Genomic DNA, 25,240 nt, shown 5'->3' with positions numbered 1-25,240 from the left:
CCGGATAGCCCCCATTGCCGGTCCCCCGGCAAAAGAGGCCAAGACAAATACGGATCTCTGACAAAGAGGACTGCGCTCATGACATAAAACGCGGAAGGCACTCTGCCCTCCGCGTTTTTGTTTTGTACCGGACAGCCGTAAAGGTACGCTGCGTACGCAAGGCACGCCATACACACCAAAAACAGGAAGAGGAAGGCAACAATGCCTTCCTCTTTTTGTTTTCCCGGTCCACGGGCCGTTGTCCGCTCCCCGCCGTCCAGCGGCGGGGACCAGCGGCCCCACCTGAAAAAAGTTTTTTGGAAGGGGGTGCGGGGGAGGACCTTTTGTCTACCAAAGGTCCTCCTCCACATTTTCCTTCTCCTCCTCCGCATCTCCCACGTCCCTCATCACCTTCAACGCCGCGGATATCATTTTTTTTCGTCTACGGCGTGAAAAGAGCTCTTTGGGCGCCGAATATTTAACCGAGGGGGAAGTGATCCCCAGTTCACAACGCAAGGATGTACCCCCCGGAAGGGGGGAAACGTCAGCGTATTCCTCAAATGTATTTGGTGATCCGTATTGATATCGAACGAATGTCGTATGCAAGGAGAATATAACATGACGAAAGAGATTTCCTTTGCCCGTCTTTCTTCTCTGACGCGGACCTGGCTTGAGGCGGGCGGTCAGCCCACGGTCGAGCTGGCGGCCATGGAGCCGACCCTCTGGCAGGACAGCGGCCGCTCCATTCTGGATGTCATCCAACTCTTTGCCGGGGCCGGCTATCAGGTCAACCTGACGACCAACGGCAGTACGCTCACGCAGTATGCGGCCGCGCTGGCGCAGTCTCCCGTCAACAAGCTGCGTATCTCGTGGCACAGCCTCGACAGAAAGGTCTACGAAAACATCACCAGAGGGGACTACAGAACCTTCTTGCTGGGCGTGCGGCAGGCTGAGAAGTACGGGCTCCCCCTCTGTTACAACCGAATCCTGTTCCACGGCCTGACGGACGACATCCACCAGCACCTCGACATCGTGGACCGGCAGCGGAGCAGGATCAAGTTCCTCGAGCTCTACATCACCGAACAAAACAAGCTGCACTTCGGTAGTTACCATACCAGGATCGACGAGTTCCTGAAGATCGTCGAGAGTTACCCCGGCATCCGCCGCGAGGAGGACTTCACCCCCGGTTATGCCACGCGATCCCGCTACGTCTGGCGGACGCCCAACGGCGGGCGTGTGGAGTTCAAGGTGGCGGAGACCTGCAAAAAGCTGCCGGTCTGCGCGAGCTGCCCCTACAACAAAGACTGTACCGAGGGGTTCGGCGAATACTTTCGCGTGCTGCCCAACGGAAAAGCGGCCTTCTGCTACCTGCGGAACGACTTCGACCTGCCGCTGTTCAAAGGCGATGCCCCCGACTTCCCCGGCCTGGCACGGCAGCTGGAAAAGACCGCTGGCCTTGAGTTTGACACTTGGGTAAAGAAGAGGTCTCTCCGCCTCATCCTGACCACCCACTGCAACTACAACTGCTCTCTGCCTCACGGCGAAGCCATCTTCTGCCTGGGCAAGCGCTTCAGAAATCTGTGAGATGACCATGAACGAGATGACGAAACTGGATATCATCAAAGGCAACCTGGAAGAACTCGAACGCCAGATCCAGAATGCCGAACAGGCGGCGCAGGAAGCCCAGAAGGATGCCAACGGGCATATCGGCGCTATGGAATCCCGGTACGACACCTTCAAGGAAGAAGCCCAGTACATGTCCGCCGCCCAGCGCATCCGCATGGGAGAACTCCGCGAGCTGTGGCAGAAGACGAAGCTCCTGTATGATGACCTCAGAAAAAATCCGCTTCCTTGCGAACATGTGAGCGTCGGTTCCTTGGTGACGCTGGTCGATGAGGACGACACAGAGATGAGCTTCCTGCTTCTGTTCTACGGCACGGCCCAAAAGATCCGCTGCAACGGAAAGATGACGACCATCATCAGCGTGGTCTCGCCCATCGCTGCCTCCATTATGGGCCTTGCCGAAGGCGACGAAGTGGAGATCGCGCTCCCGCAACGGACCATCCAGGCGGAGATCCTGCACATCCTGTAACCAGCCTCTGGAGGAGATATGTTCATCACGTTCGAGGGGATAGATGGCAGCGGCAAGAGCACGCTCACCCATATGCTGGCCGAGTATCTAGGCTGTAGGTTTGCCGCGACGCCCGGCGCAGACTATGCTCCTATCCGCGATGCTGCGACCCGGGATGTGTTCACTGCCTTCCATTACTATGTGCCAAGCTGCTACGCGGTCTCCGCACTGGCGGTAGAGCAGGATATCGTCTGCGACAGGTACATCCACTCCACCCTGGCCTACAACTGGCCCTTTACCCACGACAGGCCGCAGGATGCCCTCTCCCCTTTCCCGCAGCTCCGGCGTCCTGACAAAAGCTTCCTGCTGGTGGCCAGCAGGGAAGTACGCCTGGCCCGCATGCTCGAACGCCAGAAAAAGGGCGGACAGCTCACTGCCCTGGACCTCGCTTTCGAGGCCCAGGACAAGGCCCTGGCCATCATGAGCGGTTTTAAAGACCTGACCGTCATTGATACCACGGGGTTGGACAAGGACGGCGTTCTGGACAAGGTAGTCACCATCCTAGCCCGGGAAGGTCTGGCCTAGGCCCGCTTGGATAAAGAGGAAGGGGCCCTCTCTACTGTCGCTAGCCGTAAGGCTCCTTCGTCGCTAACGGGCACGGCTCTGCAGGTACCATCTAGTCGTTGCTAGCGGGAGAGCCACAGGCCCCCTTCCTCCCCCAAACCCGCTTCATTCAGGAGGATGGACTGTCCGGTAGAACACCGGACAGTCCCTCTGTTGTCGATTCCCTTCTCTGACGAAAAAAGCTGTAGCCCAAAACAAACACGCGGAAGGCACTCTGCCCTCCGCGTTTTTGTTTTGCACCGGACATCCGTTCAAAGGTACGCTGCGTACGCAAGGCTCGCCATACGCACCAAAAACAGGAAGAGGAAGGCACAATGCCTTCCTCTTCCTGTTTTCCCGGTCCACGGGCCCTTGTCCGCTCCCCACCGTCCAGCGGCGGGGAGCAGCGGCCCCACCTGAAAAAAGTTTTTTGGAAGGGGGTGCGGGGGAGAACCTTTTGTCCACAAAAGGTTTCCCCCGCATCTCTCCCCTCCTCACATACTATTGCGGCGCAGCGGCGCTGCTGTCCTTGTCGCTCTTGCCGGCGCGCAGACTGAGATACAGCGGCTGGGCCGTGGCGCGACCGGAGAAGATCTCTTCCACGGAAGCGGCCAGGGCATGGGGCAGGACTTCGTCCACATGGTCCACGAAGACGATCTCCAGATCTTCCAGCACCTCGGCGGGCACTTCCTTGAGGTCCTTTTCGTTGTCATGCGGCATGAGGACCTTCTTGATGCCGCTGCGGCGGGCAGCCAGCAGCTTTTCCCGCAGGCCGCCGATGGGCAGCACGCGGCCGCGCAGGGAGATCTCGCCGGTCATGGCCACATCGTTGCGCACCGGGATGCCCAGCAGGGCCGAGGTGATGGACGTGGCCAGAGTGATGCCGGCCGAGGGGCCGTCCTTGGGCGTGGCGCCGTCGGGCACATGCACATGGATGTCCACCTTGCGGTGGAAACGCGGGTCAAGCCCCAGGATCTCGGCGCGGGAACGCACATAGGTCAGGGCCGCACGGGCGGACTCGGTCATCACGTCGCCCAGCTGACCGGTGATGACCACCTGCCCGGAACCGGACATGAGGCTGGTCTCCACCATCAGGATCTCGCCGCCGCGCTGGTTGTAGGCCAGACCGGCGCAGACGCCCACCTGGGCCTCGCTCTCGCGCTCCTCGTGGCGATACTTCTTGACGCCGAGGAAGGAAGACAGGTTCTGGCGGGAGATGCTCACGCACTTGTCCAGATCGTTGTCCTCCACCAGACGGATGGCGGTCTTGCGGCACAGGGCGGCGATCTCGCGCTCCAGATTGCGCACGCCCGCTTCGCGGGTATAGGATCGGATGATCTCCAGGATGGCGCCGTCGGACAGCGCGATGTTCTCCGGCTTCAGGCCGTGTTCCTTCACCTGGCGCGGCAGCAGGAAGTTGCGGGCGATCTGGCGCTTTTCCGTCTCCAGATAGCTGTTGAGCTCGATGATCTCCATACGGTCCAGCAGCGGTGCCGGGATGGTATCCAGCGAGTTGGCCGTGGTGATGAAGAACACCTTGGAGAGGTCGTATTCCAGATCCAGATAGTGGTCCATGAAGGTGTTGTTCTGTTCCGGGTCCAGCACTTCCAGCAGGGCCGAAGCCGGATCGCCCCGGAAGTCCGAGGTCATCTTGTCGATCTCGTCCAGGCAGAACAGGGGGTTGCTGCTCTTGACCCGTTTCAGGGACTGGATGATCTTGCCGGGCAGGGCGCCCACATAGGTACGGCGATGCCCGCGGATCTCGGCCTCGTCACGCACGCCGCCCAGGGAAAGGCGCACGTATTCGCGTCCCGTGGCCCGGGCCACGCTCTTGGCCAGCGAGGTCTTGCCCACGCCTGGCGGGCCCACGAAGCAGAGGATGGGACCGCGCAGACCGTTGGAGAGCTTCTGCACGGCCAGATATTCCAGAATGCGGTCCTTGGGCTTTTCCAGACCGAAGTGATCGCCCTCGAGAATGGCACGGGCCTTTTCGATGTCGATATCGATCTCTTTGAGGTCGTTCCAGGGCAGATCCAGCAGCCAGTCCACATAATTGCGTACCACGGTGTATTCCGCGGCCGAGGGCGGCATGCTGCGCAGCTTGCGCAATTCGGACTGGCAACGCTCGCGGGCTTCCTGCGGCATATTGCGGCCTTCGAGCTTCTTTTCCAGCTCGTCCACTTCCGCCTGGGGATCGTCCTCGCGGCCCATCTCCTTATTGATGGCCTTGAGCTGCTCGCTGAGGTAGTACTCGCGCTGGTTGCGCTCCATCTGCACCTTGACGCGGTTCTTGATGCGCTTTTCCACCGAGGCCAGGGCCACTTCGCCCTGCAAAAGCTCGTACACGCGCTCCAGGCGCTCGGTGACGTCGGCGATCTCCAGCACTTCCTGCTTCTTGCGGTAATCCACCTTGAGGTGGGGCACCACGGCGTCGGCCAGCGGCCCGGCATCGCGCAGGGCCATGATGGACATGAGCGCTTCCTGGGTCAGCTTCTTGTTGTTCTTGGCGTACTCTTCCAGCGCTTCCTGCACGGTACGCACCAGGGCCTCGCGCTCTCCGGGGCGGCTCTCGCTTTCCGGCACGGTGCAGAGCATGGCCATCAGGCAGTTGTCCTCTTCGCGCAGCTCCGTCCAGCGGGCACGGTGCAGGCCTTCGAACAGCACCTTGATGGTGCCGTCGGGCAGGCGCAGCATCTGCAGGACCTTGCAGACGACCCCCACGGGGCTCAGATCATCGGCGCCGGGCTTCTCCACATCGGGCTCGCGCTGGGCCACCAGGAACATCTGCTTGTTGTAGCCGGACTGGGCCAGTTCGATGGCCTTGATGGAGGCTTCGCGCCCCACGAAAAGCGGCATGATGGTACGCGGCAGCATGACCACTTCGCGCAGGGGCATGACCGGCAGTTCGGCAAAAAAGCGCGCTTCGCGCTGGAATTCGGACATAGTGTACCTCGTAAAAGGGCCGCGCGGGCGGCCCGCTCAGCCGTCGGGACGGCCGGGCCGGATGGCCCGTATATCGTTGAAAGGGGAAGGATCCCTTCTGCCTGCGGCAAAAGCGGATGCTTCCCCCTTTTCAATCTTGTGACAGCCTGCCCGGGGGCAGGCCCCGGCAAGATACGTCCGGCAGCGGCAGGCGGGAGCGTCTCCACGCCATGCGCCCATGCCGGAAGCCGGGCTAGTTCAGGCTGGTGTCGGCGGCAGCGCCTTCCGCGCTTTCGTCATACAGCAGCACCGGCTCCTTGCCCTTTTCGATGACGGCCCGGTTGATGAGGCATTCCTTGACACCGGGCATGGAGGGCAGGCGGAACATGATGTCCAGCATGGTGCGCTCCATGACGTTGCGCAGGCCGCGCGCGCCGGTCTTGCGCTCGATGGCCCGGGCCGCGATGGCCTTGAGGGCATTGGGCGTGAAGCGCAGCTGCACGTGGTCCAGTTCGAACAGCTTCTGGTACTGGCGCACCAGGGCGTTCTTGGGCTCGGTCAGGATACGCACCAGATCGGCCTCGTCCAGATCGTCCACATGGGTGATGATCGGGATACGGCCCACGAATTCGGGGATCAGGCCGAACTTGACCAGGTCCTGGGGCTGGATCTTTTCCAGCAGCTCGCCCAGGGGCATCTCCTTCTTGGAGCAGACCTGGGCGCCGAAGCCCATGGAGCTGCCGCTCATGCGGGAGCCCACGATCTTGTCCAGGCCCACGAAGGCACCGCCCACGATGAACAGGATATTGCTGGTATCCATGCGGATGAATTCCTGCTGGGGATGCTTGCGGCCGCCCTTGGGCGGGATGTTGGCCTCGGTACCTTCGATGATCTTGAGCAGGGCCTGCTGCACGCCTTCACCGGACACGTCGCGGGTGATGGAGGGGCCGTCGCTCTTGCGGGAGATCTTGTCGATCTCGTCGATGTAGATGATGCCCTTGCTGGCGGCTTCGATGTCGTAGTCGGCATTCTGCAGCAGCTGCACCAGGATGTTTTCCACATCCTCACCCACGTAACCGGCTTCGGTCAGGGTCGTGGCGTCGGCGATGGCAAAGGGTACGCGCAGCACCTTGGCCAGGGTCTTGGCCAGCAGGGTCTTGCCGCTGCCGGAGGGCCCCACCAGCAGGATGTTGCTCTTTTCCAGTTCCACGTCATCGCCCAGGGCATCGGCGAAGAAAACGCGCTTGTAGTGGTTGTGCACGGCCACGGAGAGGATCTTCTTGGCCTCGGTCTGGCCGATGACGTATTCATCCAGGCGGGCCTTGATCTCCTGCGGCGAGAGCAGGCGCTCGTCGGCCTCCTCCACTTGCTGCTGGACCTTGTCGCGGGCGATGATGTCGCCGCAGGCGCGTACGCAGTTGTCGCAGATGCAGGCGTTGTCCTGCACGATAAGGTTGTTCACCTCCAGCTCGCTGCGTCCGCAGAAGGAGCAGCGCAGCGGTTCCTGTCCGGAATTCTTGCTGTTGGACATAGACTAGTTTTTCTCCGTCATATCGCTGCGCGATACCAGTACCCGGTCGATGATGCCGAATTCGAGGGCCTGTTCGGGGGTGAGGAAATTGTCGCGTTCCGTGGCCCGGACCACCTCGTCATAGCTCTTGCCGGTGTTCTCGGCCAGCATGGTGTTCAGGCGTTCCTTGATGCGCAGCATCTCGCGGGCGTGGATGTCCACATCCGTGGCCTGGCCCTGGAAGCCGCCCAGCGGCTGGTGGATCATGATCTGGCTGTTGGGCAGCGCGTAGCGCATGCCCTTCTGCCCGGCAGCCAGCAAAAATGCCCCCATGCTGGCGGCCCGGCCCATGCACACCGTGCTGACGGGCGCGGTGATGTAACGCATGGTGTCGTAGATGGCCAGACCGGCGGTCACGGAGCCGCCGGGAGAATTGATGTACAGGTTGATCTCCTTCTCCGGATCCTGGGATTCCAGAAACAGGAGCTGGGCGCAGACAAGGGAGGCCACAGTGTCGTTCACTTCGCTGCTCAGCAGGATGATGCGATCCTTAAGCAGACGGGAATAAATATCGTAGGCACGTTCGGAACGGCCCGTGGTTTCGATGACCATGGGGACGAGGGACATGAAAACCTCTCTGTGAGTTAAACCGTATAAATTCGACGCCGCCGCGACGGGAGAACCGCCGCGGCGTACGTCAAAAGCGGACGACGAAGCGTCGCCGGAAAGGTGCGGGAAACGTCTGCACCACGGTGCAGATATCGCTCGCTTTAGTTGTTTTCTTCAGTCTTTTCAGTAGCCTTGGGCTCCACTTCCTTCACCTGGGCCTTGGCGTAGATGGCGTCCATGGCCTTGTCGGCCAGGATGCGGTCACGCAGGGTGAAGATCATGCCGCTCTTTTCATAGGCTTCGCGCACCTGCTTGAAGTCTTCGCCGCTGCGCATGCACAGCTGGTAGAGCTGGGCATTGACTTCCTGCTCGTTCACGTCCAGGCCTTCCTTCTTGGCGATGGCCAGCAGCAGCACCTGCATGCGGGTGATCTCTTCGGCCTGGGGCTGGACTTCCTTCAGCAGTTCTTCTTCGGTCTTGCCCAGGGAATCCAGGCTCTTGCCCTGGCGTTCCATGCGGGCGCGCATGTCGGCCAGCAGGGTGCGGGCCTGCACGTCCACCATGCTGGGCGGCAGTTCGAATTCCACCATCTTCACCAGCTTGTCCAGCATGGACTTCTGGGCGGAACCCTTGTTCAGGTTGTAGCGGCTGGAGCGGTAGCTTTCGCGGATGCCGGCCTTGAGCTTTTCCACGTTTTCCACGCCCACGGCCTTGGCCAGTTCGTCATCCACGGCGGGCAGCTGACGTTCCTTGATGGCATGCACCTTGACCTTCATGGTCACGGTCTTGCCGGCCAGGTCCTTGGCCAGGAAATCTTCGGGGAAGGTGATGTCGCCTTCGGCTTCGCAACCCAGCTTGATGGTCTTGACCAGGTTTTCGAAGTCTTCCAGGGCCTGCTTTTCGCCCAGGGCCAGATCGAAGCCGTCAGCCTTGATGCCTTCCAGGGGCTGACCGTTTTCGTAGGCGCAGAAGTCGATGTTGGCCACCTGGCCGTCCACGGCCGGGCCGTCGCCGTCCACGGGCACCAGCTTGGCGCGGTCGCGGCGGATGCGTTCCACCACTTCTTCCACTTCAGCGTCGTCCACGATGGTCTTTTCCTGCTCCACTTCCATGCCTTCGTAGGGGGGCAGATCGAAGGTGGGCAGCACTTCGAACTCGATGCTGTAGTTCATGCCCTTGCCGCGTTCCATGACAGGCTCGCCGTCCACCATGTTGATACCGGAGACGGGGGTCACGTTCAGCTTGGACATCACTTCATTGATGTGCACGTTGACGAGGTCCTGACGGGCCTCTTCATAGATGCGGTCGCGGAAACGCTGTTCGATGACGGAAGCGGGCACCTTGCCCTTGCGGAAACCGTCAATCTGCACAGACGTCTTGTACAGGGCGACAGCGCCCATGATGGCGGCTTCCACTTCCTTGGGATCAGTGGTGATGGCAACCTTTTTCTTGACCGGGGACAAATCTTCAACAGTATATTCCACGAGGCGCTCCTTTAACGAAAAGTCTCTTTTTTCCGCCGCGCCCCGGGGATGCCCCGAAGACGACCGCGACCTGGGCCGCACGGCAGTTCTATGAATGATGATGCGGTGCAGGACACGCATCATCCGGCATGGCGAGCGACTCGCCAGCCACGACAATCGCTTCTCATAGCCCAAAGAAGGGCGGATTTCAAGCGGCTGGGCGCCGGTCTCCCGGCAGCTCTCTGCCGTCAAAGATAAGCACGGAAGCGTGCCGGTCAAGATGGAAAGCGTTCCTTTGGCGAAACGGTGGAGAAGGCAGCAGGAGGCTCACAGGCAAACAGGAGAAGGTGAAGGAACAGGGCCGCGATCTGATGCGGTATGGCCCGTGATGCCACGGCAAGAAGGGATGGCCGGATGATACCCTGAGGCCAGGCGGGCCGCAAGCCGGACAGGGAGGACAGCTACCTGCGCGCTACCGTGACGGAATGGAGCTGCTCCTTCCTCTGCGCCGGACAAGGTAAGAGGCTTCCTGCACAGCAGCCCCCAAAACAAAGACGTCCCACAGCCATGCCGGGGACGTCCTTGCAAATTCTGGTGCGAGAGACGGGACTTGAACCCGTATGGATAAACCGCTGGATTCTAAGTCCAGTGCGTCTACCAATTCCGCCACTCTCGCAAAGATGACTTTTATACCACAGACACCACTTTCCCGCAAGCCTCGGCCAGCCCTCTCCTCAGTACCGGATAGCAGGGAAAACAAGGACCGGCACTGGCATACAGAAGAAGCCCGGCCATGTCACATGGAGAGCTGACGGGAGACCTCTCTTCCGAGACGTTGCCTTCCCGCTGCAATGCATATGGAGAGGAAGGGAAGTTTGGAGGCAAGGGAGAGCCCCGGAAATGAGAAAAGAGAGAGTCTTCTCCCCGGGTCCCCCTCCCCCGCTAATGCAGCAGCAACCGCTTGCCGTCGGGACGCGCCTCCAGCACTTCGCCGATCTCCACGGCCATCTCGCCCCTGGCCTCCAGCCAGTCACGCACCGTGGCCAGCTCTTCCCCCGGCACGGCCAGTACGATACCGCCCGAGGTCTGGGCATCGAACACGATGCTTTCCACCGCCTCATCCACCGAAGACGCCACGTCCACGGCAGGAGCGCAGTGAGTGCGGTTGAGATGGCTGCCCGCCGGGATAAGGCCCATGCGGGCATAATCCAGAGCGTGGGGCAGCAGCGGCAGGGCTTCCGTCTGCAATGACACGCAGACGCCCGAGGCCTGCGCCATCTCCAGCAGATGCCCGCCCAGGCCAAACCCGGTGATGTCCGTGGCGGCCGGGATGCGGAAGTGGGCGATGGCTTCCCCGGGGATACGGTTGAGACGTCCGCACCAGCGCTGCAGCAGGGCTTCGCTTTCCTCATGATCGTCCCAGCGCGCCTTGACGCCTGTGGCCAGGATGCCCGTGCCCAACGGCTTGGTCAGCAGCAGACGCAGGCCGGGCCGCAATTTGTCATTGGCGGCCACATGATCGGGATCGATGATGCCGGTCACGGCCATGCCGTACTTGAGTTCATCGTCCTGCACCGTATGCCCGCCGGCCAGCACGGCCCCGGCTTCTTCCAGGGCATCCATGCCGCCGCGCAGGATATTGGCCAGGATGTTCTCAGGATCGTTCTCGGTCAGGCAGGTGGGGAAAAAAGCCACGTTCATGGCACACCAGGGCTGCCCGCCCAGTGCGTAGACATCCGACAAGGCATTGCAGGCCGCGATGCGGCCGAACCAGAAGGCATCGTTGACGATGGGCGCCAGGATGTCCACGGTCTGCACGATGGCCTTGCCAGCCGGCATGCGCACGACCACGGCATCCTCGTTACGGGCACGCCCGGCAATGACACGCTGCTCCAGATCGGACGATCCACGGGGTGCGAGGCCCCGCAAAAGCTGCTCCAGGGCCCCTGGAGCCATTTTTGCCGCTCAGCCGGCGGCCCGGGCCTTTTCCAGCAACTTCATGATGAACCTCGCTTTGTTGAAAAATGAAAGGATGCCGCACAGGCACAGGCCGTCCATGCCATGAAAGCCCCCCTGCTGGCAAGTCATGACGGGAAAGGAGCTGTAATGGTCCGTGGATGGATGCGTTATGTTTTTGAGGGGGCGAGGGGAACTTTTCCTTGCGCCAAAAAGCTTCCCCTCGCCCCCTCAAACTCCCCCACTCCCCTCAAAACGCGCTCATAAAAAGCGCAGAAAAGTTCTGGACGGCCCGCAGCTGACAAAACAGAGGGAGAGGTATTTCAGCAGGCTTCCCTGCTCTAGCATCTGCCGACTGTCCCCGGCGTAAAAATCAAAAGGGAACAGGGGAGCGGGAACTCCGCCAGCGCATGTAAAAAAGGGATAAGGACTGTCGGTCAGTACAGGCATGTAGTTGTACAGGCTGCGTTGCTGTGGAACGCCAAACTGACCGGTCAACACGTAGAGAATGCAGACTCCGGGCTGCTGCACGGCCGTGCGGAGACGCCGAAAGGGATGGGGATATCTCCCTCGGCTTGCCGCATATCCGCCGGGCTGCCGGCATCCATACGGAAAGGCAGGACCCCGAAGGACAGCAAGCCGCCCTGCAGGAGGACGCCCTCCTCCCTGCCGGGCTACTCCCAAAAACGCAAAAAGGCCCCCTTGCGGGGGCCCTTGTATCCTTTTCCCTCGTCCGGCCGGAACCGGACACGGTCATCGGAACTACTCGGCGCTTTCGGCCTTGGCGGGAGCTTCCGTCTTGGCTTCGGGCAGGCGGGTCAGTTCGATGATGGCCATGGGAGCGTTATCGCCCTTGCGGGGCATGGCCAGCTTCATCACGCGGGTGTAACCACCAGGCACACCGGCGAACTGGGGACCAATTTCGTCAAACAGGCGCTTAACCAGAGCGTAGTCGCACAGCACGCGGTAAGCCAGACGGCGGGCGTGCAGGTCGTTGCGCTTGGCCAGGGAGATCAGCGGCTCGACAACGCCGCGGAGTTCCTTGGCTTTCACTTCGGTGGTGCGGATGCGGCCGTGGATAAGCAGCGCCTTGGCGAGATTGTGCAACAGGGCCTTACGGTGCGCAGGCGTCCGCGAAAGTTTTTTGCCGGAATTGCTATGCCTCATTTTGCTGCTTCCTTTTCCAGTCCTGATATTTCTTTTCGAAACCGTCAACCTTCATGCCGAAATCAAGGCCCATGTCATGCAGGACTTCCTTGATCTCGTCCAGAGATTTACGGCCGAAGTTCTTGGTTTTGAGCATTTCAGCCTCGGAACGCTGCACCAGTTCGCCCACCAGCGCGATGTTGGCACTGCGCAGGCAGTTGGTGGCGCGCACCGAAAGCTCGAGATCGTCGATGCTCTTGAAGAGATGCTCGTTGGTCTCGCCGCTGTCGCTGCTGCCGTGACGCATGTCACCGGACACACGCTCATCGAAGTTGATGAACACCGAGATCTGATCCTTGATGATCTTGGCGCTGTACGCGATGGCATCTTCAGGGGTCAGCGAGCCGTCGGTCCACACTTCGAGGATCAGGCGGTCGTAGTTGGTCATCTGACCCACACGAGCCTGTTCCACAGCGTAGGCGACCTTGCGAACCGGCGAGAAGGAGGAGTCCAGCTTAATCAAACCGATTTCATCGGCCAGACCTTCGTGCATGTCGGCAGGCACATAGCCCTTGCCCATGCGCACTTCAAATTCCATCTCCAGCACCACGTCCTCGGTGAGGGTGGCGATGTGCTGTTCAGGATTGAGCACGGTCACATGCTGATTGGCCTGAATCTGGGCGGCCGTAACAGGCCCTTTGCTGTCAACGCGAAGCGTCAGGCGCTGCGGTTCGTCCGTGTCCATGCGCAGACGCACCTGCTTGATGTTCAGCACCACGTCGGTCACGTCTTCGAGGACGCCGTGGATGGTGGTGAACTCATGCTGCACGCCGGTAATCTTCACAGACACAAAGGCAGCACCCTGCAGGGAGGCAAGCAGCACACGACGCATGGCATTGCCGATGGTGGTGCCGTAACCTCTCTCCAGCGGTTCGCAAACAAACTTGCCGTGCGTGCTGCTGGCCGTGTCTTCGTCGCGCAGGATCTGGTCGGGCTTGACGAGCTCGTTCCAGTTGCGCGCATTGATAAGGCGTTCGCCCTGTTTGATAAGCATGAAGCCCCCGCTTATTTCGAGTAAAGTTCAACGATCAGCTGTTCATTGACCGGGAACTGGATGTCGTCACGCTGCGGCAGAGCCTTCACGGTGCCTTTGAAAGCGGCGCCGTCGGCTTCCAGCCAGGCGGGGCAACCGCGGCGGGCGATGACTTCCTGGGCTTCGGCCAGAACGGGGATCTTGCGGTTCTTTTCGGGCACTTCGATGGTATCGCCCACGCGCACCTGCAGCGAGGGGATGGTCACCTTGTGGCCATTGAGGGTGAAGATGCCGTGACGCACCAGCTGACGGGCCTGGTTACGGGAGTTGGCGAAACCGAGACGGTACACCACGTTGTCCAGGCGGCGTTCCAAGATCACCAGCAGGTTGGTACCGGTGACGCCCTTCTGCATTTCAGCCTTTTCGAAGTATCCACGGAACTGCTTTTCCAGGATACCGTAGCTGCGGCGGGTCTTCTGCTTCTCGCGCAGCTGGACAGCGTATTCGCTGACTTTCTTACGCGCACGGCCGTGCTGGCCAGGAGCGTAGGGACGGCGATCATAAGCGCACTTGTCGGTAAAGCAGCGGTCGCCCTTCAGGAAGAGCTTGCAGCCCTCGCGACGGCAAATGCGGCATTTGGCTTCAGTATATTTGGCCATTTGAAGAATCCTCTTGCGTTGATTACCACTGCCTCTCGGGCAGCCAACTACACGCGACGGCGCTTAGGCGGCCGGCAACCATTGTGGGGGATGGGCGTAACGTCGCGGATGAAAGCAACCCGGAAGCCAACAGCGGCAATGGCGCGCATGGCGGCTTCACGACCGGAGCCGGGGCCCTTCACATACACACCCACGGTGCGCATGCCGTTGTCCTGGGCCTTGCGGGCGGCAGTTTCGGCAGCAACCTGGGCAGCGAAGGGGGTGGACTTGCGGGAACCCTTGAAACCGCTCTGGCCGGAAGAGGCCCAGCTGATGGCGTTGCCGCGAGTGTCCGTAAAGGTGATGATGGTATTGTTGAACGAAGCCTGGATGTGGGCAATGCCCACGGGCACGTTCTTCTTTTCTCTTTTCTTGACCACTTTCTTGGGTCTGGCCATGATATTACCTCAATCTGGCTAAATTCGCGTGAAAAGGAATGCGCCCTACTTCTTCTTGCCCACCACACCGCGACGGGGACCCTTGCGGGTACGCGCATTGGTGTGGGTGCGCTGACCGTGCACGGGCAGGCCGCGACGGTGACGCAGGCCACGGAAGCAGCCGATGTCCATGAGGCGCTTGATATTGGTAGAGATCTCGCGACGGAGGTCGCCTTCCACCTTGTAGTTCTGTTCGAGTTCCTTACGGATCTCGTTCACTTCGTCGGCGGAAAGATCATCAATGTTGCGCTCCCAGTTCACACCGGTGGTGCTCAGGATCTGCAGGGCCGTAGCACGGCCGATGCCATAGATATAGGTGAGCGCAATGTCCACACGTTTGCCACGAGGCAAATCAACACCTGCAATTCTCGCCACAGTACGTCTCCTGCCCTAGCCCTGGCGCTGCTTGTGCCGGGGGTTTTCGCAGATAACTCGAAGAACACCCTTGCGCCGGATCACCTTGCACTTGGGGCATATTTTTTTGACGGAAGGTCTGACTTTCATGATTCGTCTCCAATGAGTGGCAAAGCCATCCGGCTTTGCGTGACCAAGGTTTGCCGCTGCCGGAAGCACAACACAAACCCGGTCAATACGGCTGCTCACCGCTCATTAGCAGCGGGAACAGAAACCTTTATCCATCTTTACCTGCTCTGTCAACAACCAATTGTCGTCCGGTTCAGACCGCGGTCCGAAATGCTCAGGATCCGGGGCCCGTCCGGCGTAATGGCTACACTGTGTTCAAAATGCGCAGCCAGTCGGCGGTCGCGTGTCACAGCAGTCCATTTGTCTTCCAGAACGTCCACCTCATAGCTGCCGGCGGTGACCATGGGCTCAATGGCGATGACCATGCCGTTACGCAGGGTCAGCCCGCGGCCACCGGGGTGATAGTTGGGGACTTCCGGCTTTTCGTGCATCTTGGCGCCAACTCCGTGGCCCACATACTGACGCACGACATTGAAACCGGCGGCTTCCACATAGTTCTGCACGGCCATACCGATGGCATAGACATCGTTACCGGCACGCGCCTGCTCGATGCCGACATAGAGGCTCTCCTCCGTGACGCGCATGAGCTTGCAGGCTTCCTCGCTCACCTTGCCCACAGGAAAGGTGCGCGCAGCGTCGCCCACAAAACCTTCAAAGACCACGCCCATGTCGACGCTGACGATGTCCCCTTCCTCAAGCAGCCGCGGGGAGGGGAAACCGTGGACCACCTGCTCGTTGACCGAGCAGCATGTGGCGTAGGGGTAGCCGTAATAGCCCAAAAAGGCCGGTTTCACTTTATAATCGGCGCACATGTCGCGCGCCAGTTCTTCAAAGCGCATGGTCGTTTCGCCCGGCTTCACGATGTCGCCGATGGCATCCAGGATGTTGGCCACCATACGGTTGGCCTCGCGCAGGCAGGCGATCTCCCGCTCATTTTTGATGAATGCGCCTTGATACTTCTTCATGACTTTCCAGCTCTCTTTGCCAGAATTACATGCGGCCGCCCTTGCGGGCCGCCTTGTTCATCAACCCCTGGTACTGGGTTGAGATCATGTGGGACTCGACCTGATTCATGAAGTCCATGGCCACGCCGACAAGGATCAGCAGGCTGGTACCACCGAAGTAGAACGGCACGTTGAACTTGGCGATCATGAGCATGGGCAGCAGGGAAATGGCCGAGATGTACACCGCGCCGCTCAGGGTCAGACGCGAGAGTACGGTGTCGATGTATTCCTGGGTGCGTTCGCCGGGACGGATACCGGGGACGAAGCCGCCGTTCTTCTTCAGGTTCTCGGCCATATCCTTCGGGTCGATGATGATGGCCGTGTAGAAGTAGCAGAAGAAGAAGATCAGGACAACATAGAGCACATTGTACAGGACGCCGTGCGGAGCAAAGAAGTCCGTGACCATCCTGACGTATTCATTGGTGGAGAACTGGCCCACCGTGGCCGGGAACAGCAGCAGCGACGAGGCGAAAATGGGCGGGATGACGCCCGCCGTATTGACGCGCAGGGGCAGGTGCGTGTTCTGGCCGCCAAACATCTTGCGTCCGATCTGGCGCTTGGCGTAGCTGATGGGGATACGGCGCTGGGCACGCTCCACGAACACGATGGCCGTCAGCACGGCGGCCATGAGCAGCACGATGATGACCGCGAGGAAGATGCTCATGCTGCCGGACTTGATGAGGTCCATGGACTGCATGATGCCGCGCGGGATACCCACCACGATACCGCAGAAGATGATCAGGGAGATGCCGTTGCCGATACCGCGTTCAGTGATCTGCTCACCCAGCCACATGACGAGCATGGAACCGGCCGTAAAGGTGGCCATGGTCACCATGCGGAAATGCCAGCCCGCATTGAGCACGATGGGCGTGCCGTCGGGGCTGGTCATGGATTCGAGCCCGATGGAGATGAACAGGCCCTGCACCAGGGTGATCAGCACGGTCAGGTAACGGGTGTACTGGGTTATCTTGCGGCGTCCGGCCTGGCCTTCTTCCTTGGCCATGCGCTTGATGTCGGGGCTCACCACCTGCAAAAGCTGCATGATGATGGACGCCGAGATGTAGGGCATGACACCCAGAGCGAAGACGGACACGTTGGACAGGCCGCCACCGGAGAACATGTCGAACATGTCGAACAACGTTCCCGACAGGCTTTTGAAGTACGCAGCCAGGGCCGCGGCATCCACACCGGGGATGGGCACATGCACACCGATTCTGTAGCAGCACAGAAGGAGGAAGGTCCAGCCCAGGCGCTTGGCCAGAGAAGATTGTCCGAGGGGATTAACCGATGCTGATGCCATGAATCACTCGTTACCTTTTACGCTGTAAGGGACGCATATGCGCGGGAGCGTCTTTACCCCGCGCCCATTCCGGCGCGGGGTCAAAGACATCCGCCTGCCGTTACCGGCATGGCGCATAATTACTCAGCCGCTTGCGCAGCTTCAAGTTCGGTGGCTTCGCCGCCGGCGTTGCGGATCTTTTCCGCAGCGGCCTGGCTGAACTTGTGAGCTTCCACCTTGATGGCCGACTTCACTTCGCCGCGGGAAAGCACTTTCACGGGCGCGCCCAGACGGGCCAGGCCGCGGGCGTAGATGTCGTCCAGGGTGATCTCGCTCTTGCCTTCAAAGGCTTCCTGCAGACGATCCAGGTTGATCACGTCGTAGGTCACCTTGAAGGGGAAGTTCTTGAAGCCGTGCTTGGGAAGACGACGCTGCAGGGGCATCTGGCCGCCTTCGAAACCGGGACGCACACCGCCGCCGGCACGGGCGTTCTGACCCTTGTTACCCTTGCCAGAGGTGCAGCCCAGGCCGGAACCGGAACCACGGCCCACACGACGGCGGGTTTTGCGCTCTTCCGGGAAGGGAAAGAGATTGTGCAGTTGCATGATATATACTCCTCCTGCGGCCGTGGACTAGTCCACCAGGGCCACAAGGTGCGAAACTTTGGCGATGATGCCCCGGATGGCCGGGGTGTCCTTGAACGACTTGACCTGTTCGCGACGCTTGAGGCCAAGGGAGTCCAGCAGCTTGCGCTGGGCCGGCGTGGTGCCGATGCGAGAACGCACGAGTTTGACCGTAATTTCAGCCATGACTTACTTCCTCGGGGCTTCGAGCTTCTTGCCACGCAGCTCGGACACTTCGTCAGCGCTGCGCAGGGAGATCAGGCCCTGCATGGTGGCACGCAGCACGTTATGGGGGTTGTTGGTGCCGATGGCCTTGGCCAGGACGTCATGCACGCCCACGGCTTCCATGACGGCACGCACGGCACCGCCGGCGATGATGCCGGTACCTTCGGAGGCGGGCTTCAGCATGACGCGACCAGCGCCGAAGCGGCCCAGCACTTCGTAAGGCAGGGTGCCTTCCACCAGAGGAATCTGCACGCGGTTCTTGCGAGCGCGTTCAGTGGCCTTGCGCAGGGCTTCGGGCACTTCCTGGGCCTTGCCCAGGCCATAGCCCACGCCACCCTTGCCGTCGCCCACCACCACGAGGGCGCTGAAGCTGAAACGGCGACCGCCCTTGACCACCTTGGCCACGCGGTTCAGGGAGACGATCTTTTCGATTTCGCCCAATTCGTTCTGTTTGGTTTCGGTATTTTCCTGACGCATATTAGAACTCCAGGCCGCCTTCGCGGGCGCCGTCGGCCACGGCTTTCACGCGACCGTGATAAAGGTACCCGTTGCGATCGAACACCACCTGGGTGATGTTCTTTTCCTTGGCAAGACGGGCGATTTCCATGCCCACCTTCTCGGCGCCGGCCAGGTTGCAATGCATACCGGCTTCGGTCTTGGCCAGGCTGAGGGTGGAGGCGGCGACCAGGGTGGCGCCTTCCTGATCGTTCACGATCTGGGCGTAGATGTGCATGTTGGAGCGGTACACCACCAGACGGGGACGTTCGGCAGTACCCTGCACCTTTTTACGAATGCGGACCTTGCGGCGCTGACGGGATTCATTCTTGGTAAGCTTCATGACGCAATCCCTACCTACTTCTTGCCGCCGGACTTACCGACCTTGCGGCGGATGGTCTCGGTGGTATACTTGATACCCTTGCCCTTGTAAGGTTCGGGCTTGCGGATGCGACGGATCTTGGCGGCCATTTCGCCCACCAGTTCCTTGTCGGCGCCGCTGATGGTCAGGATCTGACCTTCGGCCTTGGCCTGGATGCCTTCGGGCAGTTCCACCAGCACGGGGTGGGAGAAGCCCACGGACAGTTCCACCAGGTTGCCCTTGACGGCAACGCGGTAGCCCACGCCGATCACTTCCAGGGACTTGGAGAAGCCCTTGGTCACGCCTTCGATGCAGTTGGCGAGCAGGGTGCGGCGCAGACCGTGCTGGGCACGGCTGTGACGGTTGTCTTCCACGCGGGTCAGGGTCAGCACACCGTCGGTGAGGTCATAATTCAGCAGGCTGCACACAGGGGTATGCAGCGTACCCTTGGGGCCCTTCACTTCCACAACATCCGTTCCGATCTTGACTTCAACGCCAGCGGGAACGGTAATGGGCTGTTTGCCAATACGAGACATGGTGCACCCCTACCAGATTTCACACAGAAGTTCGCCGCCCACCTTCTTTTCATGGGCGGTCATGCCGTCCAGCACACCGCTGGACGTGGACAGAATGCAAATGCCGAGGCCGTTCTGCACCTTGGGGATCTGGTGAGCGCCCACATACACGCGGCGACCGGGGGTGCTGACGCGCTTCAGGCCGGAGATGACGGCCTTGCCCTTCTGGTACTTCAGCGTGATGGTAATGTTGCGGTCGTCGATAGCCACGTCTTCGACGTAACCTTCCTGCTTGAGGATGGCGGCTAAGGCTTCTTTCATCTTCGAGCGCGGCACATTCACTTCCTTGTGCAGGGCCAAATGTGCGTTGCGGATACGGGTCAGCATATCCGCAATAGGATCTGTCAACATCGATAGCTCCTAAGGTTGGTTTCGTGAGGGGTTAGCGGCCCCATGCCGCCACTTCCCGCACACAATCGAAAGTCCATATCCCAAGCCGGAGCAAAAGGCAATGTTTTTTTTGCTCACGGCCTGAAAATCCGCTCTTTCCAGGGCGTTCCCGAGTCATGCCGGCGCCGGTCCTGCCGGGGCATCCCGGCCTGCATGCGCGAGACCATGCACCGGATCGCCGCACCATAAATGAAAACAGAGTTGCTCCACTGCAGGAGAGCAGCTGTCTCCGGTGCGACCCGCGCCGCATGGCCGGCTCCACCGGACATTCCGGCATGGCACGGCGTACGGTGCGCAGGGGCAGATAGCCCATCTGTCATCGGGAAGCAAGCAAAATTTGCAAAAGGAAGGAGACCGGCCGGGTGAAGAACGTATCTCGAAAAGGGATACGCCTATCCCCCGAGGCCGGAAACCATATAAGGCTATGCTGTCGGATTCGGGCAAGGAACCATTCTGCCCGGGGCTGCCCGCCGGATGCAGGAAGCGCCGGGGCACAGTCCCCTCTCCCCTGCCCTTCTCCAAAAACGGAAAGAGGGACCCCTTTCGGAGTCCCTCCATCTTTCAGATCAGTCCGGGATGCGGATTACCAGCTGGATTTACGCACACCGGGCAGTTCGCCGCGCAGGGCCATGTTGCGGAAGCAGATACGGCAGATGCCGAACTGGCGCATGAAGGCCCGAGGACGCCCGCAGATGGGGCAGCGATTGTAGGCGCGGGAGCTGAACTTGGGCTTACGGGAAGCCTTCACTTCAAGAGCGGTACGGGACATAGCTCTACTCCTACTTGCGGAACGGCATGCCCAGCTGGTCCAGAAGGAACTTGCCTTCCTTGTCCGTGGTCGCCGAGGTGACAATGGTGATGTTCATGCCCTTGGGGTTTTCCACACGGTCAGCTTCCATTTCGGGGAAGATGGTGTGTTCCTTGATGCCCAGGGTAAAGTTGCCGCGACCATCAAAACCACGGTCCGGGATACCGCGGAAGTCACGCACGCGGGGCAGGGCAAAGTTCATCAGCTTGTCCAGGAAGTCCCACATACGATCCTTGCGCAGGGTGACGCGAGCCCCGATGGGCATGCCTTCACGCAGCTTGAAGGAAGCGATGGACTTCTTGGCGCGGGTAACCACGGCCTTCTGTCCGGCGATGGCGGTCAGTTCCGCCACGGCTTCTTCCATCAGCTTGTTGTTCTGGCTGGCGGCGCCGAGACCGATGTTCAGAGAGATCTTTTCGATGCCGGGCAGTTGCATGGAGGAGGAGTAGTTGAACTCCTTCTGCAGTACCGGAACCACTTTCTCTCTATAAATCTTTTCAAGGCGTGTCATCGTATCACCTTATTCCATAACTTCGTTGCACTTCTTGCAGAAGCGCACTTTTTTCTGCTTGCCTTCGGACTCAATGTACTTGTAGCCCACCTTGGTCGGCTTGGCGCAAGCGGAGCACACCACCATCACGTTGGACACGTGGATGGGCATTTCCTTTTCCACGATGCCACCGGGCTGCTGGGCATAGGGGTTGGGGCGCATGTGGCGCTTGGCCACGTTGACCTTTTCCACCAGCACGCGGTCCTTCTTGGGGAGAACCTTGAGCACCTTGCCGATCTTGCCCGCGTCCTTGCCGGTGATGACCATCACCTTGTCGTCCTTGCGGATACGATACGTTTTCATAGTCATCTCCTACAGCACTTCGGGGGCAAGAGAAATGATCTTCATGAAGTTGGCGGCGCGCAGCTCACGAGCGACGGGTCCGAAGATACGGGTACCCACGGGTTCGCCCTGGTTGGAGAGCAGGACAGCGGCGTTGCCGTCGAACTTGATGTAGGAGCCGTCCATGCGACGCACTTCCTTGGCAGTGCGCACGATAACGGCCTTCATGACGTCGCCTTTCTTGACCTTGCTGTGGGGCATGGCTTCCTTGACGGACACGACGATGATGTCGCCCACGGAAGCGTAACGGCGGTGGGAACCACCGAGCACCTTGATGCAGGCCACCTTTTTGGCGCCGCTGTTGTCGGCCACCTGAAGAGTCGATTCTACCTGGATCATGGTTCTACCCTACACAGCCTTTTCGATGATGGAGACCAGATGCCAGCGCTTGTTGCGCGACATGGGGCGGAACTCCACGATTTTAACCTTATCGCCCATGCCGCATTCGTTCATGGGATCATGAGCCGTGAACTTTTTGCGGCGCCTCACATACTTCTTGAGCAGAGGATGCTTCACCAGCGTTTCAACGCGCACGACGATGGTCTTGTCGTTCTTGTCGCTGACAACGATACCGGTGAGGGTTCTGCCCTTGCGATTTTCCAGAGCTTGCATGGTTCAGCCCCTCTATTCCTTTTCAGTCAAAACGGTGGAAATGCGAGCCACCTGACGGCGCATGGCCTTGAGCTCGGAAGTCTTTTCAAGCTGCGCGGTGGCATGCTTGAAACGGGCCGTCATGAGTTCTTCGCGCTGTTCGGCCAGCTTGGCACGCAGCTCTTCGACGCTCATGTCGCGCAGCTCGGCGGCAGTGGCCATGGCGGCTTTTTCGTTCTTCTTGGCAGCCATACTACAGGCCCTCCCTCACCACGATGATGGTCTTCACGGGCAGCTTGTGGGCGGCGCGGGTCAGAGCCTCGCGAGCCAGGTCAAGGCTGACGCCCTTGATTTCGTACAGCACGCGGCCGGGCTTGACCGGAGCGCACCAGCCCACCGGAGCACCCTTACCGGAACCCTGACGGGTTTCAAGAGGCTTGGCGGTCACGGGGCGGTCGGGGAACACGCGGATCCAGACCTTACCACCACGCTTGATGTGACGCATCATGGCGATACGGGCGGCTTCAATCTGCTGGCTGGACAACTGACCGTGCTGCACGGCCTTCAGGCCAATATCGCCAAAAGCGATGGAGGCGCCGCGGCTAGCCAGGCCACGCAGGCGGCCCTTCTGCCATTTACGGAATTTAACTTTCTTAGGCGCGAGCATTACTGATCAACCTCTTTGTCAAGGATTTCACCCTTGTAGATCCACACCTTGACACCGATGATGCCGTAGGTGGTGTGCGCTTCGGCAAAACCGTAGTCGATGTCGGCGCGCAGGGTCTGCAACGGCACGCGACCGTCACGGTACCATTCGGTACGGGCGATTTCAGCGCCCGCCAGACGACCGGAGCAGGTCACCTTGATGCCTTCGCCACCGAACTTGCGGGCCATGGACACCGTGCGCTTCATGGCGCGACGGAAGGCCACGCGGCGTTCCAGCTGCTGGGCGATATTTTCAGCCACGAGCTGGGCTTCCACTTCGGGACGACGGATTTCATTCACTTCCAGCGAGAACTCACGGCCAAACTTCTGGCGGAGGTCGCCGCGCAGCTTTTCGATTTCCACGCCCTTGCGACCGATGACGATACCGGGACGGGCAGTGGACAGGATCAGACGGATCTTGCCACCGGCGCGTTCGATTTCGATCTTGGCCAGCCCCGCATGATACAGGAGCTTCTTCACATAGGCGCGAATCTTGCTGTCTTCAAACACAAAGGCAGGGTAGTCCTTCTTGCTGAACCAGCGGGACTGCCAGTTCTTGTTGTACCCCAGCCGGAAGCCAAACGGATGAACTTTCTGACCCATAGCCTATTCCTGCCCTTCTGCGAGTATAACGGTAACGTGGCTGGTACGCTTGTGAATCTTGGTGGCACGGCCCTGGGCGCGGGGCATGAAGCGCTTCCAGGTGGGGCCTTCGTTCACGATGACTTCCTTGATGACCATGGCGTCCACGTTCACGCCACCCAGCTGGGAGGCATTGGCCACGGCGCTCTTGAGCACATTCAGCAGCACGCCGGCGGGCTTGTTGGGGGTGAAGCGCAGAATGTTCATGGCTTCTTCCACACCCTTGCCCTGCACGTTCTTGGCCACAAGGCGGGTCTTGCGGGGCGACACGCGCTGGAATTTCGCGATAGCTTTGGATTCCATATCTCTACCCTACTTCTTGCCGGCCTTGGCCTTCTTGTCAGCGGCGTGGCCGTGGAAGGTACGGGTGGGCGAGAATTCGCCCAGCTTGTGACCCACCATGTTTTCGGTCACGAACACCGGCACAAACTTTTTGCCATTGTGCACCGCAAAGGTCAGACCCACCATTTCAGGCAGGATGGTCGAGCGGCGCGACCAGGTCTTCACCACGCGATGGTCATTGGAGGCCACCGCAGCGTCAACCTTCTTCATCAGGTGGCCGTCAATGAACGGCCCTTTCTTCAAAGATCTGGGCATCTGCTACTCCTACTTCTGGCCGCGGCGCTTAATGATAAGGCGCGAAGAAGCCTTGTTCTTGTCGCGGGTCTTGAAGCCCTTGGCAGGCATACCCCAGGGCGACACGGGATGACGACCACCGGAGCTGCGGCCTTCGCCACCGCCCAGGGGATGGTCGATGGGGTTCATGGCCACACCGCGGACCTGAGGACGGCGACCCAGCCAGCGGTTGCGGCCGGCCTTGCCCAGGGAGATGTTTTCGTGCTGGATGTTGCCCACCTGGCCCACAGTGGCCACGCAGGAAGCCAGCACCTTGCGCACTTCGCCGGAGGGCAGACGCAGCAGGGCGTACTTGCCTTCCTTGGCCACGAGCTGGGCGTAGGTGCCAGCGGCGCGGCAGAGCTGGCCACCCTTGCCGGGGTACAGCTCGACGTTGTGGATCACGGTACCCACCGGGATGCGGGACATCTGCATGGCGTTGCCGGGCTTGATGTCGGCACCTTCACCGGCCAGCACCACGTCGCCCTGCTTCAGACCCACAGGAGCGATGATGTAGCGCTTTTCGCCGTCCACGTAGTGGAGCAGGGCGATACGGGCGGTACGGTTGGGGTCGTATTCGATGTGCGCAACCTTGGCGGCGATGCCGAACTTGTTACGCTTGAAGTCGATGATGCGGTACAGGCGCTTCACACCGCCGCCACGACGACGGCTGGTCACGCGGCCACGGTTGTTGCGGCCGGCCTTCTTGGTCAGGCCCACGGTGAGCGACTTCTCAGGGGTCGTCCGGGTGATTTCCGCAAAGTCGGAAACCGTCTGGAAACGACGCCCGGCGGAGGTCGGTTTCAGCTTACGGACAGCCATTTTACACTCCCTCGAAGAACTCGATTTTATCGCCCTGGCGCAAGGTCACATAGGCCTTCTTCCAGCCGGGCTTACGGCCCACCACGCGACCCTGGCGTTCCCGATTGGAGGGAGCCTTGCGAACCACGTTGACCGCTTCAACTTTCACATCAAAAGCCTTTTCCACGGCCTGCTTGATTTCAAGCTTGTTGGCGCCGGGATGAACATAGAAAGCCACCTGACGGGACTCATCCTTCAGCAGGGTGGTCTTTTCCGTCAGCAGGGGCTTGATAAGAACCTGGGTGAATTCCATGAGTTGCCCCT

The 25,240-nt window shown here is 60.3% G+C and carries 34 protein-coding genes and 1 tRNA gene; 3 read left to right on the top strand and 32 right to left on the bottom strand.

Going from position 1 to position 25,240, the window contains the following annotated elements; translation table 11 throughout:
• Nucleotides 1-597 precede the first annotated feature (597 nt).
• Genes ACQRBR_RS10930 through ACQRBR_RS10920 form a run of 3 tightly spaced genes read left to right on the top strand, consistent with a single transcriptional unit; the run spans nt 598 to nt 2,635 of the window.
• A complete protein-coding gene (locus ACQRBR_RS10930) occupies nt 598-1,563 on the top strand; it encodes a radical SAM protein (protein WP_427812970.1) in 966 nt (321 codons plus the stop codon).
• 7 nt (nt 1,564-1,570) lie between these two features.
• On the top strand, nt 1,571-2,071 hold the full coding sequence (locus tag ACQRBR_RS10925) for a GreA/GreB family elongation factor (RefSeq protein ID WP_427812969.1): 501 nt from the start codon (nt 1,571-1,573) through the stop codon (nt 2,069-2,071).
• Between the two features lie 18 nt (nt 2,072-2,089).
• Nucleotides 2,090-2,635, top strand: a complete 546-nt coding sequence (locus ACQRBR_RS10920; RefSeq protein WP_427812968.1) for a dTMP kinase — start codon at nt 2,090-2,092, stop codon at nt 2,633-2,635.
• Nucleotides 2,636-3,154: 519 nt separating this feature from the next.
• Here ACQRBR_RS10920 and lon read toward each other — a convergent pair.
• The 32 genes from lon to rplW form a co-directional block, all read right to left on the bottom strand.
• Nucleotides 3,155-5,596 carry an endopeptidase La gene (gene lon / locus ACQRBR_RS10915; RefSeq protein ID WP_427812967.1) on the bottom strand — a complete coding sequence of 814 codons (2,442 nt, stop codon included), beginning with the start codon at nt 5,594-5,596 and terminating at the stop codon, nt 3,155-3,157.
• Between the two features lie 232 nt (nt 5,597-5,828).
• Nucleotides 5,829-7,106 carry an ATP-dependent Clp protease ATP-binding subunit ClpX gene (gene clpX, locus ACQRBR_RS10910; protein ID WP_168935242.1) on the bottom strand — a complete coding sequence of 426 codons (1,278 nt, stop codon included), beginning with the start codon at nt 7,104-7,106 and terminating at the stop codon, nt 5,829-5,831.
• Nucleotides 7,107-7,109: 3 nt separating this feature from the next.
• Complete coding sequence (clpP, locus tag ACQRBR_RS10905; protein ID WP_006008466.1) at nt 7,110-7,712, bottom strand: ATP-dependent Clp endopeptidase proteolytic subunit ClpP; 603 nt, start codon at nt 7,710-7,712, stop codon at nt 7,110-7,112.
• 143 nt (nt 7,713-7,855) lie between these two features.
• A complete protein-coding gene (tig, locus tag ACQRBR_RS10900) occupies nt 7,856-9,178 on the bottom strand; it encodes a trigger factor (RefSeq protein WP_427812966.1) in 1,323 nt (440 codons plus the stop codon).
• Between the two features lie 571 nt (nt 9,179-9,749).
• A tRNA-Leu gene (locus ACQRBR_RS10895) sits at nt 9,750-9,833 on the bottom strand.
• 266 nt (nt 9,834-10,099) lie between these two features.
• Nucleotides 10,100-11,158, bottom strand: coding sequence for a selenide, water dikinase SelD (gene selD, locus ACQRBR_RS10890; RefSeq protein ID WP_427812965.1), 1,059 nt, complete (start codon nt 11,156-11,158; stop codon nt 10,100-10,102).
• Nucleotides 11,159-11,875: 717 nt separating this feature from the next.
• Nucleotides 11,876-12,280 (bottom strand): 50S ribosomal protein L17, encoded by a 405-nt coding sequence (gene rplQ, locus ACQRBR_RS10885; RefSeq protein ID WP_006008455.1) that lies wholly within the window; start codon nt 12,278-12,280, stop codon nt 11,876-11,878.
• Nucleotides 12,270-13,313: a DNA-directed RNA polymerase subunit alpha gene (locus ACQRBR_RS10880; protein WP_006008453.1), complete on the bottom strand. Its 1,044-nt coding sequence runs from the start codon at nt 13,311-13,313 to the stop codon at nt 12,270-12,272. Before ACQRBR_RS10880 ends, rplQ begins: the two co-directional genes overlap by 11 nt.
• A gap of 11 nt (nt 13,314-13,324) precedes the next feature.
• Entirely contained in the window at nt 13,325-13,951 is a 627-nt protein-coding gene (gene rpsD, locus ACQRBR_RS10875) for a 30S ribosomal protein S4 (protein WP_006008451.1), read from the bottom strand.
• Nucleotides 13,952-13,998: 47 nt separating this feature from the next.
• On the bottom strand, nt 13,999-14,388 hold the full coding sequence (gene rpsK / locus ACQRBR_RS10870; protein ID WP_006008449.1) for a 30S ribosomal protein S11: 390 nt from the start codon (nt 14,386-14,388) through the stop codon (nt 13,999-14,001).
• Between the two features lie 45 nt (nt 14,389-14,433).
• Complete coding sequence (gene rpsM, locus ACQRBR_RS10865; protein WP_040369828.1) at nt 14,434-14,802, bottom strand: 30S ribosomal protein S13; 369 nt, start codon at nt 14,800-14,802, stop codon at nt 14,434-14,436.
• A gap of 15 nt (nt 14,803-14,817) precedes the next feature.
• A complete protein-coding gene (gene rpmJ / locus ACQRBR_RS10860; RefSeq protein ID WP_005027799.1) occupies nt 14,818-14,931 on the bottom strand; it encodes a 50S ribosomal protein L36 in 114 nt (37 codons plus the stop codon).
• 149 nt (nt 14,932-15,080) lie between these two features.
• Nucleotides 15,081-15,875 (bottom strand): type I methionyl aminopeptidase, encoded by a 795-nt coding sequence (gene map, locus ACQRBR_RS10855; RefSeq protein ID WP_006008446.1) that lies wholly within the window; start codon nt 15,873-15,875, stop codon nt 15,081-15,083.
• 25 nt (nt 15,876-15,900) lie between these two features.
• Nucleotides 15,901-17,214, bottom strand: coding sequence for a preprotein translocase subunit SecY (secY, locus tag ACQRBR_RS10850; RefSeq protein ID WP_168935246.1), 1,314 nt, complete (start codon nt 17,212-17,214; stop codon nt 15,901-15,903).
• 119 nt (nt 17,215-17,333) lie between these two features.
• A complete protein-coding gene (gene rplO / locus ACQRBR_RS10845; protein WP_303878696.1) occupies nt 17,334-17,798 on the bottom strand; it encodes a 50S ribosomal protein L15 in 465 nt (154 codons plus the stop codon).
• 27 nt (nt 17,799-17,825) lie between these two features.
• Nucleotides 17,826-18,002: a 50S ribosomal protein L30 gene (gene rpmD, locus ACQRBR_RS10840; protein WP_072337311.1), complete on the bottom strand. Its 177-nt coding sequence runs from the start codon at nt 18,000-18,002 to the stop codon at nt 17,826-17,828.
• Nucleotides 18,003-18,005: 3 nt separating this feature from the next.
• The gene (gene rpsE / locus ACQRBR_RS10835; RefSeq protein WP_006008439.1) at nt 18,006-18,518 is read right to left on the bottom strand and encodes a 30S ribosomal protein S5; all 513 of its coding nucleotides are present in this window, start codon (nt 18,516-18,518) and stop codon (nt 18,006-18,008) included.
• 1 nt (nt 18,519) lies between these two features.
• Nucleotides 18,520-18,879: a 50S ribosomal protein L18 gene (gene rplR / locus ACQRBR_RS10830; protein ID WP_006008437.1), complete on the bottom strand. Its 360-nt coding sequence runs from the start codon at nt 18,877-18,879 to the stop codon at nt 18,520-18,522.
• Between the two features lie 14 nt (nt 18,880-18,893).
• The gene (gene rplF / locus ACQRBR_RS10825; RefSeq protein ID WP_303878697.1) at nt 18,894-19,433 is read right to left on the bottom strand and encodes a 50S ribosomal protein L6; all 540 of its coding nucleotides are present in this window, start codon (nt 19,431-19,433) and stop codon (nt 18,894-18,896) included.
• Between the two features lie 9 nt (nt 19,434-19,442).
• Nucleotides 19,443-19,823 (bottom strand): 30S ribosomal protein S8, encoded by a 381-nt coding sequence (gene rpsH / locus ACQRBR_RS10820; RefSeq protein ID WP_006008433.1) that lies wholly within the window; start codon nt 19,821-19,823, stop codon nt 19,443-19,445.
• A 622-nt stretch (nt 19,824-20,445) separates the two neighbouring features.
• Nucleotides 20,446-20,631, bottom strand: coding sequence for a type Z 30S ribosomal protein S14 (locus tag ACQRBR_RS10815; RefSeq protein WP_006008429.1), 186 nt, complete (start codon nt 20,629-20,631; stop codon nt 20,446-20,448).
• A 10-nt stretch (nt 20,632-20,641) separates the two neighbouring features.
• Nucleotides 20,642-21,181, bottom strand: a complete 540-nt coding sequence (rplE, locus tag ACQRBR_RS10810) for a 50S ribosomal protein L5 (RefSeq protein WP_006008426.1) — start codon at nt 21,179-21,181, stop codon at nt 20,642-20,644.
• Between the two features lie 9 nt (nt 21,182-21,190).
• On the bottom strand, nt 21,191-21,523 hold the full coding sequence (gene rplX / locus ACQRBR_RS10805) for a 50S ribosomal protein L24 (RefSeq protein WP_040369827.1): 333 nt from the start codon (nt 21,521-21,523) through the stop codon (nt 21,191-21,193).
• Between the two features lie 9 nt (nt 21,524-21,532).
• Nucleotides 21,533-21,901: a 50S ribosomal protein L14 gene (gene rplN / locus ACQRBR_RS10800; RefSeq protein ID WP_006008423.1), complete on the bottom strand. Its 369-nt coding sequence runs from the start codon at nt 21,899-21,901 to the stop codon at nt 21,533-21,535.
• 9 nt (nt 21,902-21,910) lie between these two features.
• Nucleotides 21,911-22,174, bottom strand: coding sequence for a 30S ribosomal protein S17 (gene rpsQ / locus ACQRBR_RS10795; protein WP_006008421.1), 264 nt, complete (start codon nt 22,172-22,174; stop codon nt 21,911-21,913).
• 12 nt (nt 22,175-22,186) lie between these two features.
• The gene (rpmC, locus tag ACQRBR_RS10790; RefSeq protein WP_040369967.1) at nt 22,187-22,375 is read right to left on the bottom strand and encodes a 50S ribosomal protein L29; all 189 of its coding nucleotides are present in this window, start codon (nt 22,373-22,375) and stop codon (nt 22,187-22,189) included.
• A gap of 31 nt (nt 22,376-22,406) precedes the next feature.
• Nucleotides 22,407-22,820, bottom strand: a complete 414-nt coding sequence (rplP, locus tag ACQRBR_RS10785) for a 50S ribosomal protein L16 (protein WP_006008417.1) — start codon at nt 22,818-22,820, stop codon at nt 22,407-22,409.
• Nucleotides 22,820-23,461 carry a 30S ribosomal protein S3 gene (gene rpsC, locus ACQRBR_RS10780; protein WP_006008414.1) on the bottom strand — a complete coding sequence of 214 codons (642 nt, stop codon included), beginning with the start codon at nt 23,459-23,461 and terminating at the stop codon, nt 22,820-22,822. Before rpsC ends, rplP begins: the two co-directional genes overlap by 1 nt.
• A 3-nt stretch (nt 23,462-23,464) precedes the next feature.
• Nucleotides 23,465-23,803 carry a 50S ribosomal protein L22 gene (gene rplV / locus ACQRBR_RS10775; protein WP_006008412.1) on the bottom strand — a complete coding sequence of 113 codons (339 nt, stop codon included), beginning with the start codon at nt 23,801-23,803 and terminating at the stop codon, nt 23,465-23,467.
• A 9-nt stretch (nt 23,804-23,812) separates the two neighbouring features.
• Entirely contained in the window at nt 23,813-24,097 is a 285-nt protein-coding gene (gene rpsS / locus ACQRBR_RS10770; protein ID WP_006008410.1) for a 30S ribosomal protein S19, read from the bottom strand.
• Between the two features lie 9 nt (nt 24,098-24,106).
• Nucleotides 24,107-24,937, bottom strand: a complete 831-nt coding sequence (gene rplB / locus ACQRBR_RS10765; RefSeq protein WP_006008408.1) for a 50S ribosomal protein L2 — start codon at nt 24,935-24,937, stop codon at nt 24,107-24,109.
• 1 nt (nt 24,938) lies between these two features.
• A complete protein-coding gene (rplW, locus tag ACQRBR_RS10760) occupies nt 24,939-25,229 on the bottom strand; it encodes a 50S ribosomal protein L23 (protein WP_006008406.1) in 291 nt (96 codons plus the stop codon).
• Nucleotides 25,230-25,240 lie beyond the last annotated feature (11 nt).

It is taken from the genome of Desulfovibrio sp. SGI.133 (genome assembly GCF_050313955.1).
Taxonomy (GTDB): Bacteria; Desulfobacterota; Desulfovibrionia; order Desulfovibrionales; family Desulfovibrionaceae; genus Desulfovibrio.
This window is presented reverse-complemented; position numbering and strand designations above follow the sequence as displayed.

What these genes read in the sequence shown, in the direction of transcription:
- rplB (WP_006008408.1), bottom strand. Translation starts at nt 24,937, where the DNA reads ATGGCTGTCCGTAAGCTGAAACCGACCTCCGCCGGGCGTCGTTTCCAG.
- rpmD (WP_072337311.1), bottom strand. Translation starts at nt 18,002, where the DNA reads ATGGCTGAAATTACGGTCAAACTCGTGCGTTCTCGCATCGGCACCACG.
- rpsK (WP_006008449.1), bottom strand. Translation starts at nt 14,388, where the DNA reads ATGGCCAGACCCAAGAAAGTGGTCAAGAAAAGAGAAAAGAAGAACGTG.
- rplW (WP_006008406.1), bottom strand. Translation starts at nt 25,229, where the DNA reads ATGGAATTCACCCAGGTTCTTATCAAGCCCCTGCTGACGGAAAAGACC.
- rpsH (WP_006008433.1), bottom strand. Translation starts at nt 19,823, where the DNA reads ATGTTGACAGATCCTATTGCGGATATGCTGACCCGTATCCGCAACGCA.
- rplV (WP_006008412.1), bottom strand. Translation starts at nt 23,803, where the DNA reads ATGGAATCCAAAGCTATCGCGAAATTCCAGCGCGTGTCGCCCCGCAAG.
- rpsQ (WP_006008421.1), bottom strand. Translation starts at nt 22,174, where the DNA reads ATGCAAGCTCTGGAAAATCGCAAGGGCAGAACCCTCACCGGTATCGTT.
- rplR (WP_006008437.1), bottom strand. Translation starts at nt 18,879, where the DNA reads ATGAAGCTTACCAAGAATGAATCCCGTCAGCGCCGCAAGGTCCGCATT.
- rplX (WP_040369827.1), bottom strand. Translation starts at nt 21,523, where the DNA reads ATGAAAACGTATCGTATCCGCAAGGACGACAAGGTGATGGTCATCACC.
- ACQRBR_RS10880 (WP_006008453.1), bottom strand. Translation starts at nt 13,313, where the DNA reads ATGCTTATCAAACAGGGCGAACGCCTTATCAATGCGCGCAACTGGAAC.
- rplQ (WP_006008455.1), bottom strand. Translation starts at nt 12,280, where the DNA reads ATGAGGCATAGCAATTCCGGCAAAAAACTTTCGCGGACGCCTGCGCAC.
- rplN (WP_006008423.1), bottom strand. Translation starts at nt 21,901, where the DNA reads ATGATCCAGGTAGAATCGACTCTTCAGGTGGCCGACAACAGCGGCGCC.
- ACQRBR_RS10815 (WP_006008429.1), bottom strand. Translation starts at nt 20,631, where the DNA reads ATGTCCCGTACCGCTCTTGAAGTGAAGGCTTCCCGTAAGCCCAAGTTC.
- map (WP_006008446.1), bottom strand. Translation starts at nt 15,875, where the DNA reads ATGAAGAAGTATCAAGGCGCATTCATCAAAAATGAGCGGGAGATCGCC.
- secY (WP_168935246.1), bottom strand. Translation starts at nt 17,214, where the DNA reads ATGGCATCAGCATCGGTTAATCCCCTCGGACAATCTTCTCTGGCCAAG.
- rpsC (WP_006008414.1), bottom strand. Translation starts at nt 23,461, where the DNA reads ATGGGTCAGAAAGTTCATCCGTTTGGCTTCCGGCTGGGGTACAACAAG.
- rpmJ (WP_005027799.1), bottom strand. Translation starts at nt 14,931, where the DNA reads ATGAAAGTCAGACCTTCCGTCAAAAAAATATGCCCCAAGTGCAAGGTG.
- rpmC (WP_040369967.1), bottom strand. Translation starts at nt 22,375, where the DNA reads ATGGCCACTGCCGCCGAGCTGCGCGACATGAGCGTCGAAGAGCTGCGT.
- rpsD (WP_006008451.1), bottom strand. Translation starts at nt 13,951, where the DNA reads ATGGCCAAATATACTGAAGCCAAATGCCGCATTTGCCGTCGCGAGGGC.
- ACQRBR_RS10930 (WP_427812970.1), top strand. Translation starts at nt 598, where the DNA reads ATGACGAAAGAGATTTCCTTTGCCCGTCTTTCTTCTCTGACGCGGACC.
- lon (WP_427812967.1), bottom strand. Translation starts at nt 5,596, where the DNA reads ATGTCCGAATTCCAGCGCGAAGCGCGCTTTTTTGCCGAACTGCCGGTC.
- ACQRBR_RS10920 (WP_427812968.1), top strand. Translation starts at nt 2,090, where the DNA reads ATGTTCATCACGTTCGAGGGGATAGATGGCAGCGGCAAGAGCACGCTC.
- rplE (WP_006008426.1), bottom strand. Translation starts at nt 21,181, where the DNA reads ATGACACGCCTTGAAAAGATTTATAGAGAGAAAGTGGTTCCGGTACTG.
- rpsS (WP_006008410.1), bottom strand. Translation starts at nt 24,097, where the DNA reads ATGCCCAGATCTTTGAAGAAAGGGCCGTTCATTGACGGCCACCTGATG.
- rplO (WP_303878696.1), bottom strand. Translation starts at nt 17,798, where the DNA reads ATGCAACTGCACAATCTCTTTCCCTTCCCGGAAGAGCGCAAAACCCGC.
- clpX (WP_168935242.1), bottom strand. Translation starts at nt 7,106, where the DNA reads ATGTCCAACAGCAAGAATTCCGGACAGGAACCGCTGCGCTGCTCCTTC.
- rplF (WP_303878697.1), bottom strand. Translation starts at nt 19,433, where the DNA reads ATGTCTCGTATTGGCAAACAGCCCATTACCGTTCCCGCTGGCGTTGAA.
- clpP (WP_006008466.1), bottom strand. Translation starts at nt 7,712, where the DNA reads ATGTCCCTCGTCCCCATGGTCATCGAAACCACGGGCCGTTCCGAACGT.
- rpsE (WP_006008439.1), bottom strand. Translation starts at nt 18,518, where the DNA reads ATGCGTCAGGAAAATACCGAAACCAAACAGAACGAATTGGGCGAAATC.
- ACQRBR_RS10925 (WP_427812969.1), top strand. Translation starts at nt 1,571, where the DNA reads ATGAACGAGATGACGAAACTGGATATCATCAAAGGCAACCTGGAAGAA.
- rplP (WP_006008417.1), bottom strand. Translation starts at nt 22,820, where the DNA reads ATGCTCGCGCCTAAGAAAGTTAAATTCCGTAAATGGCAGAAGGGCCGC.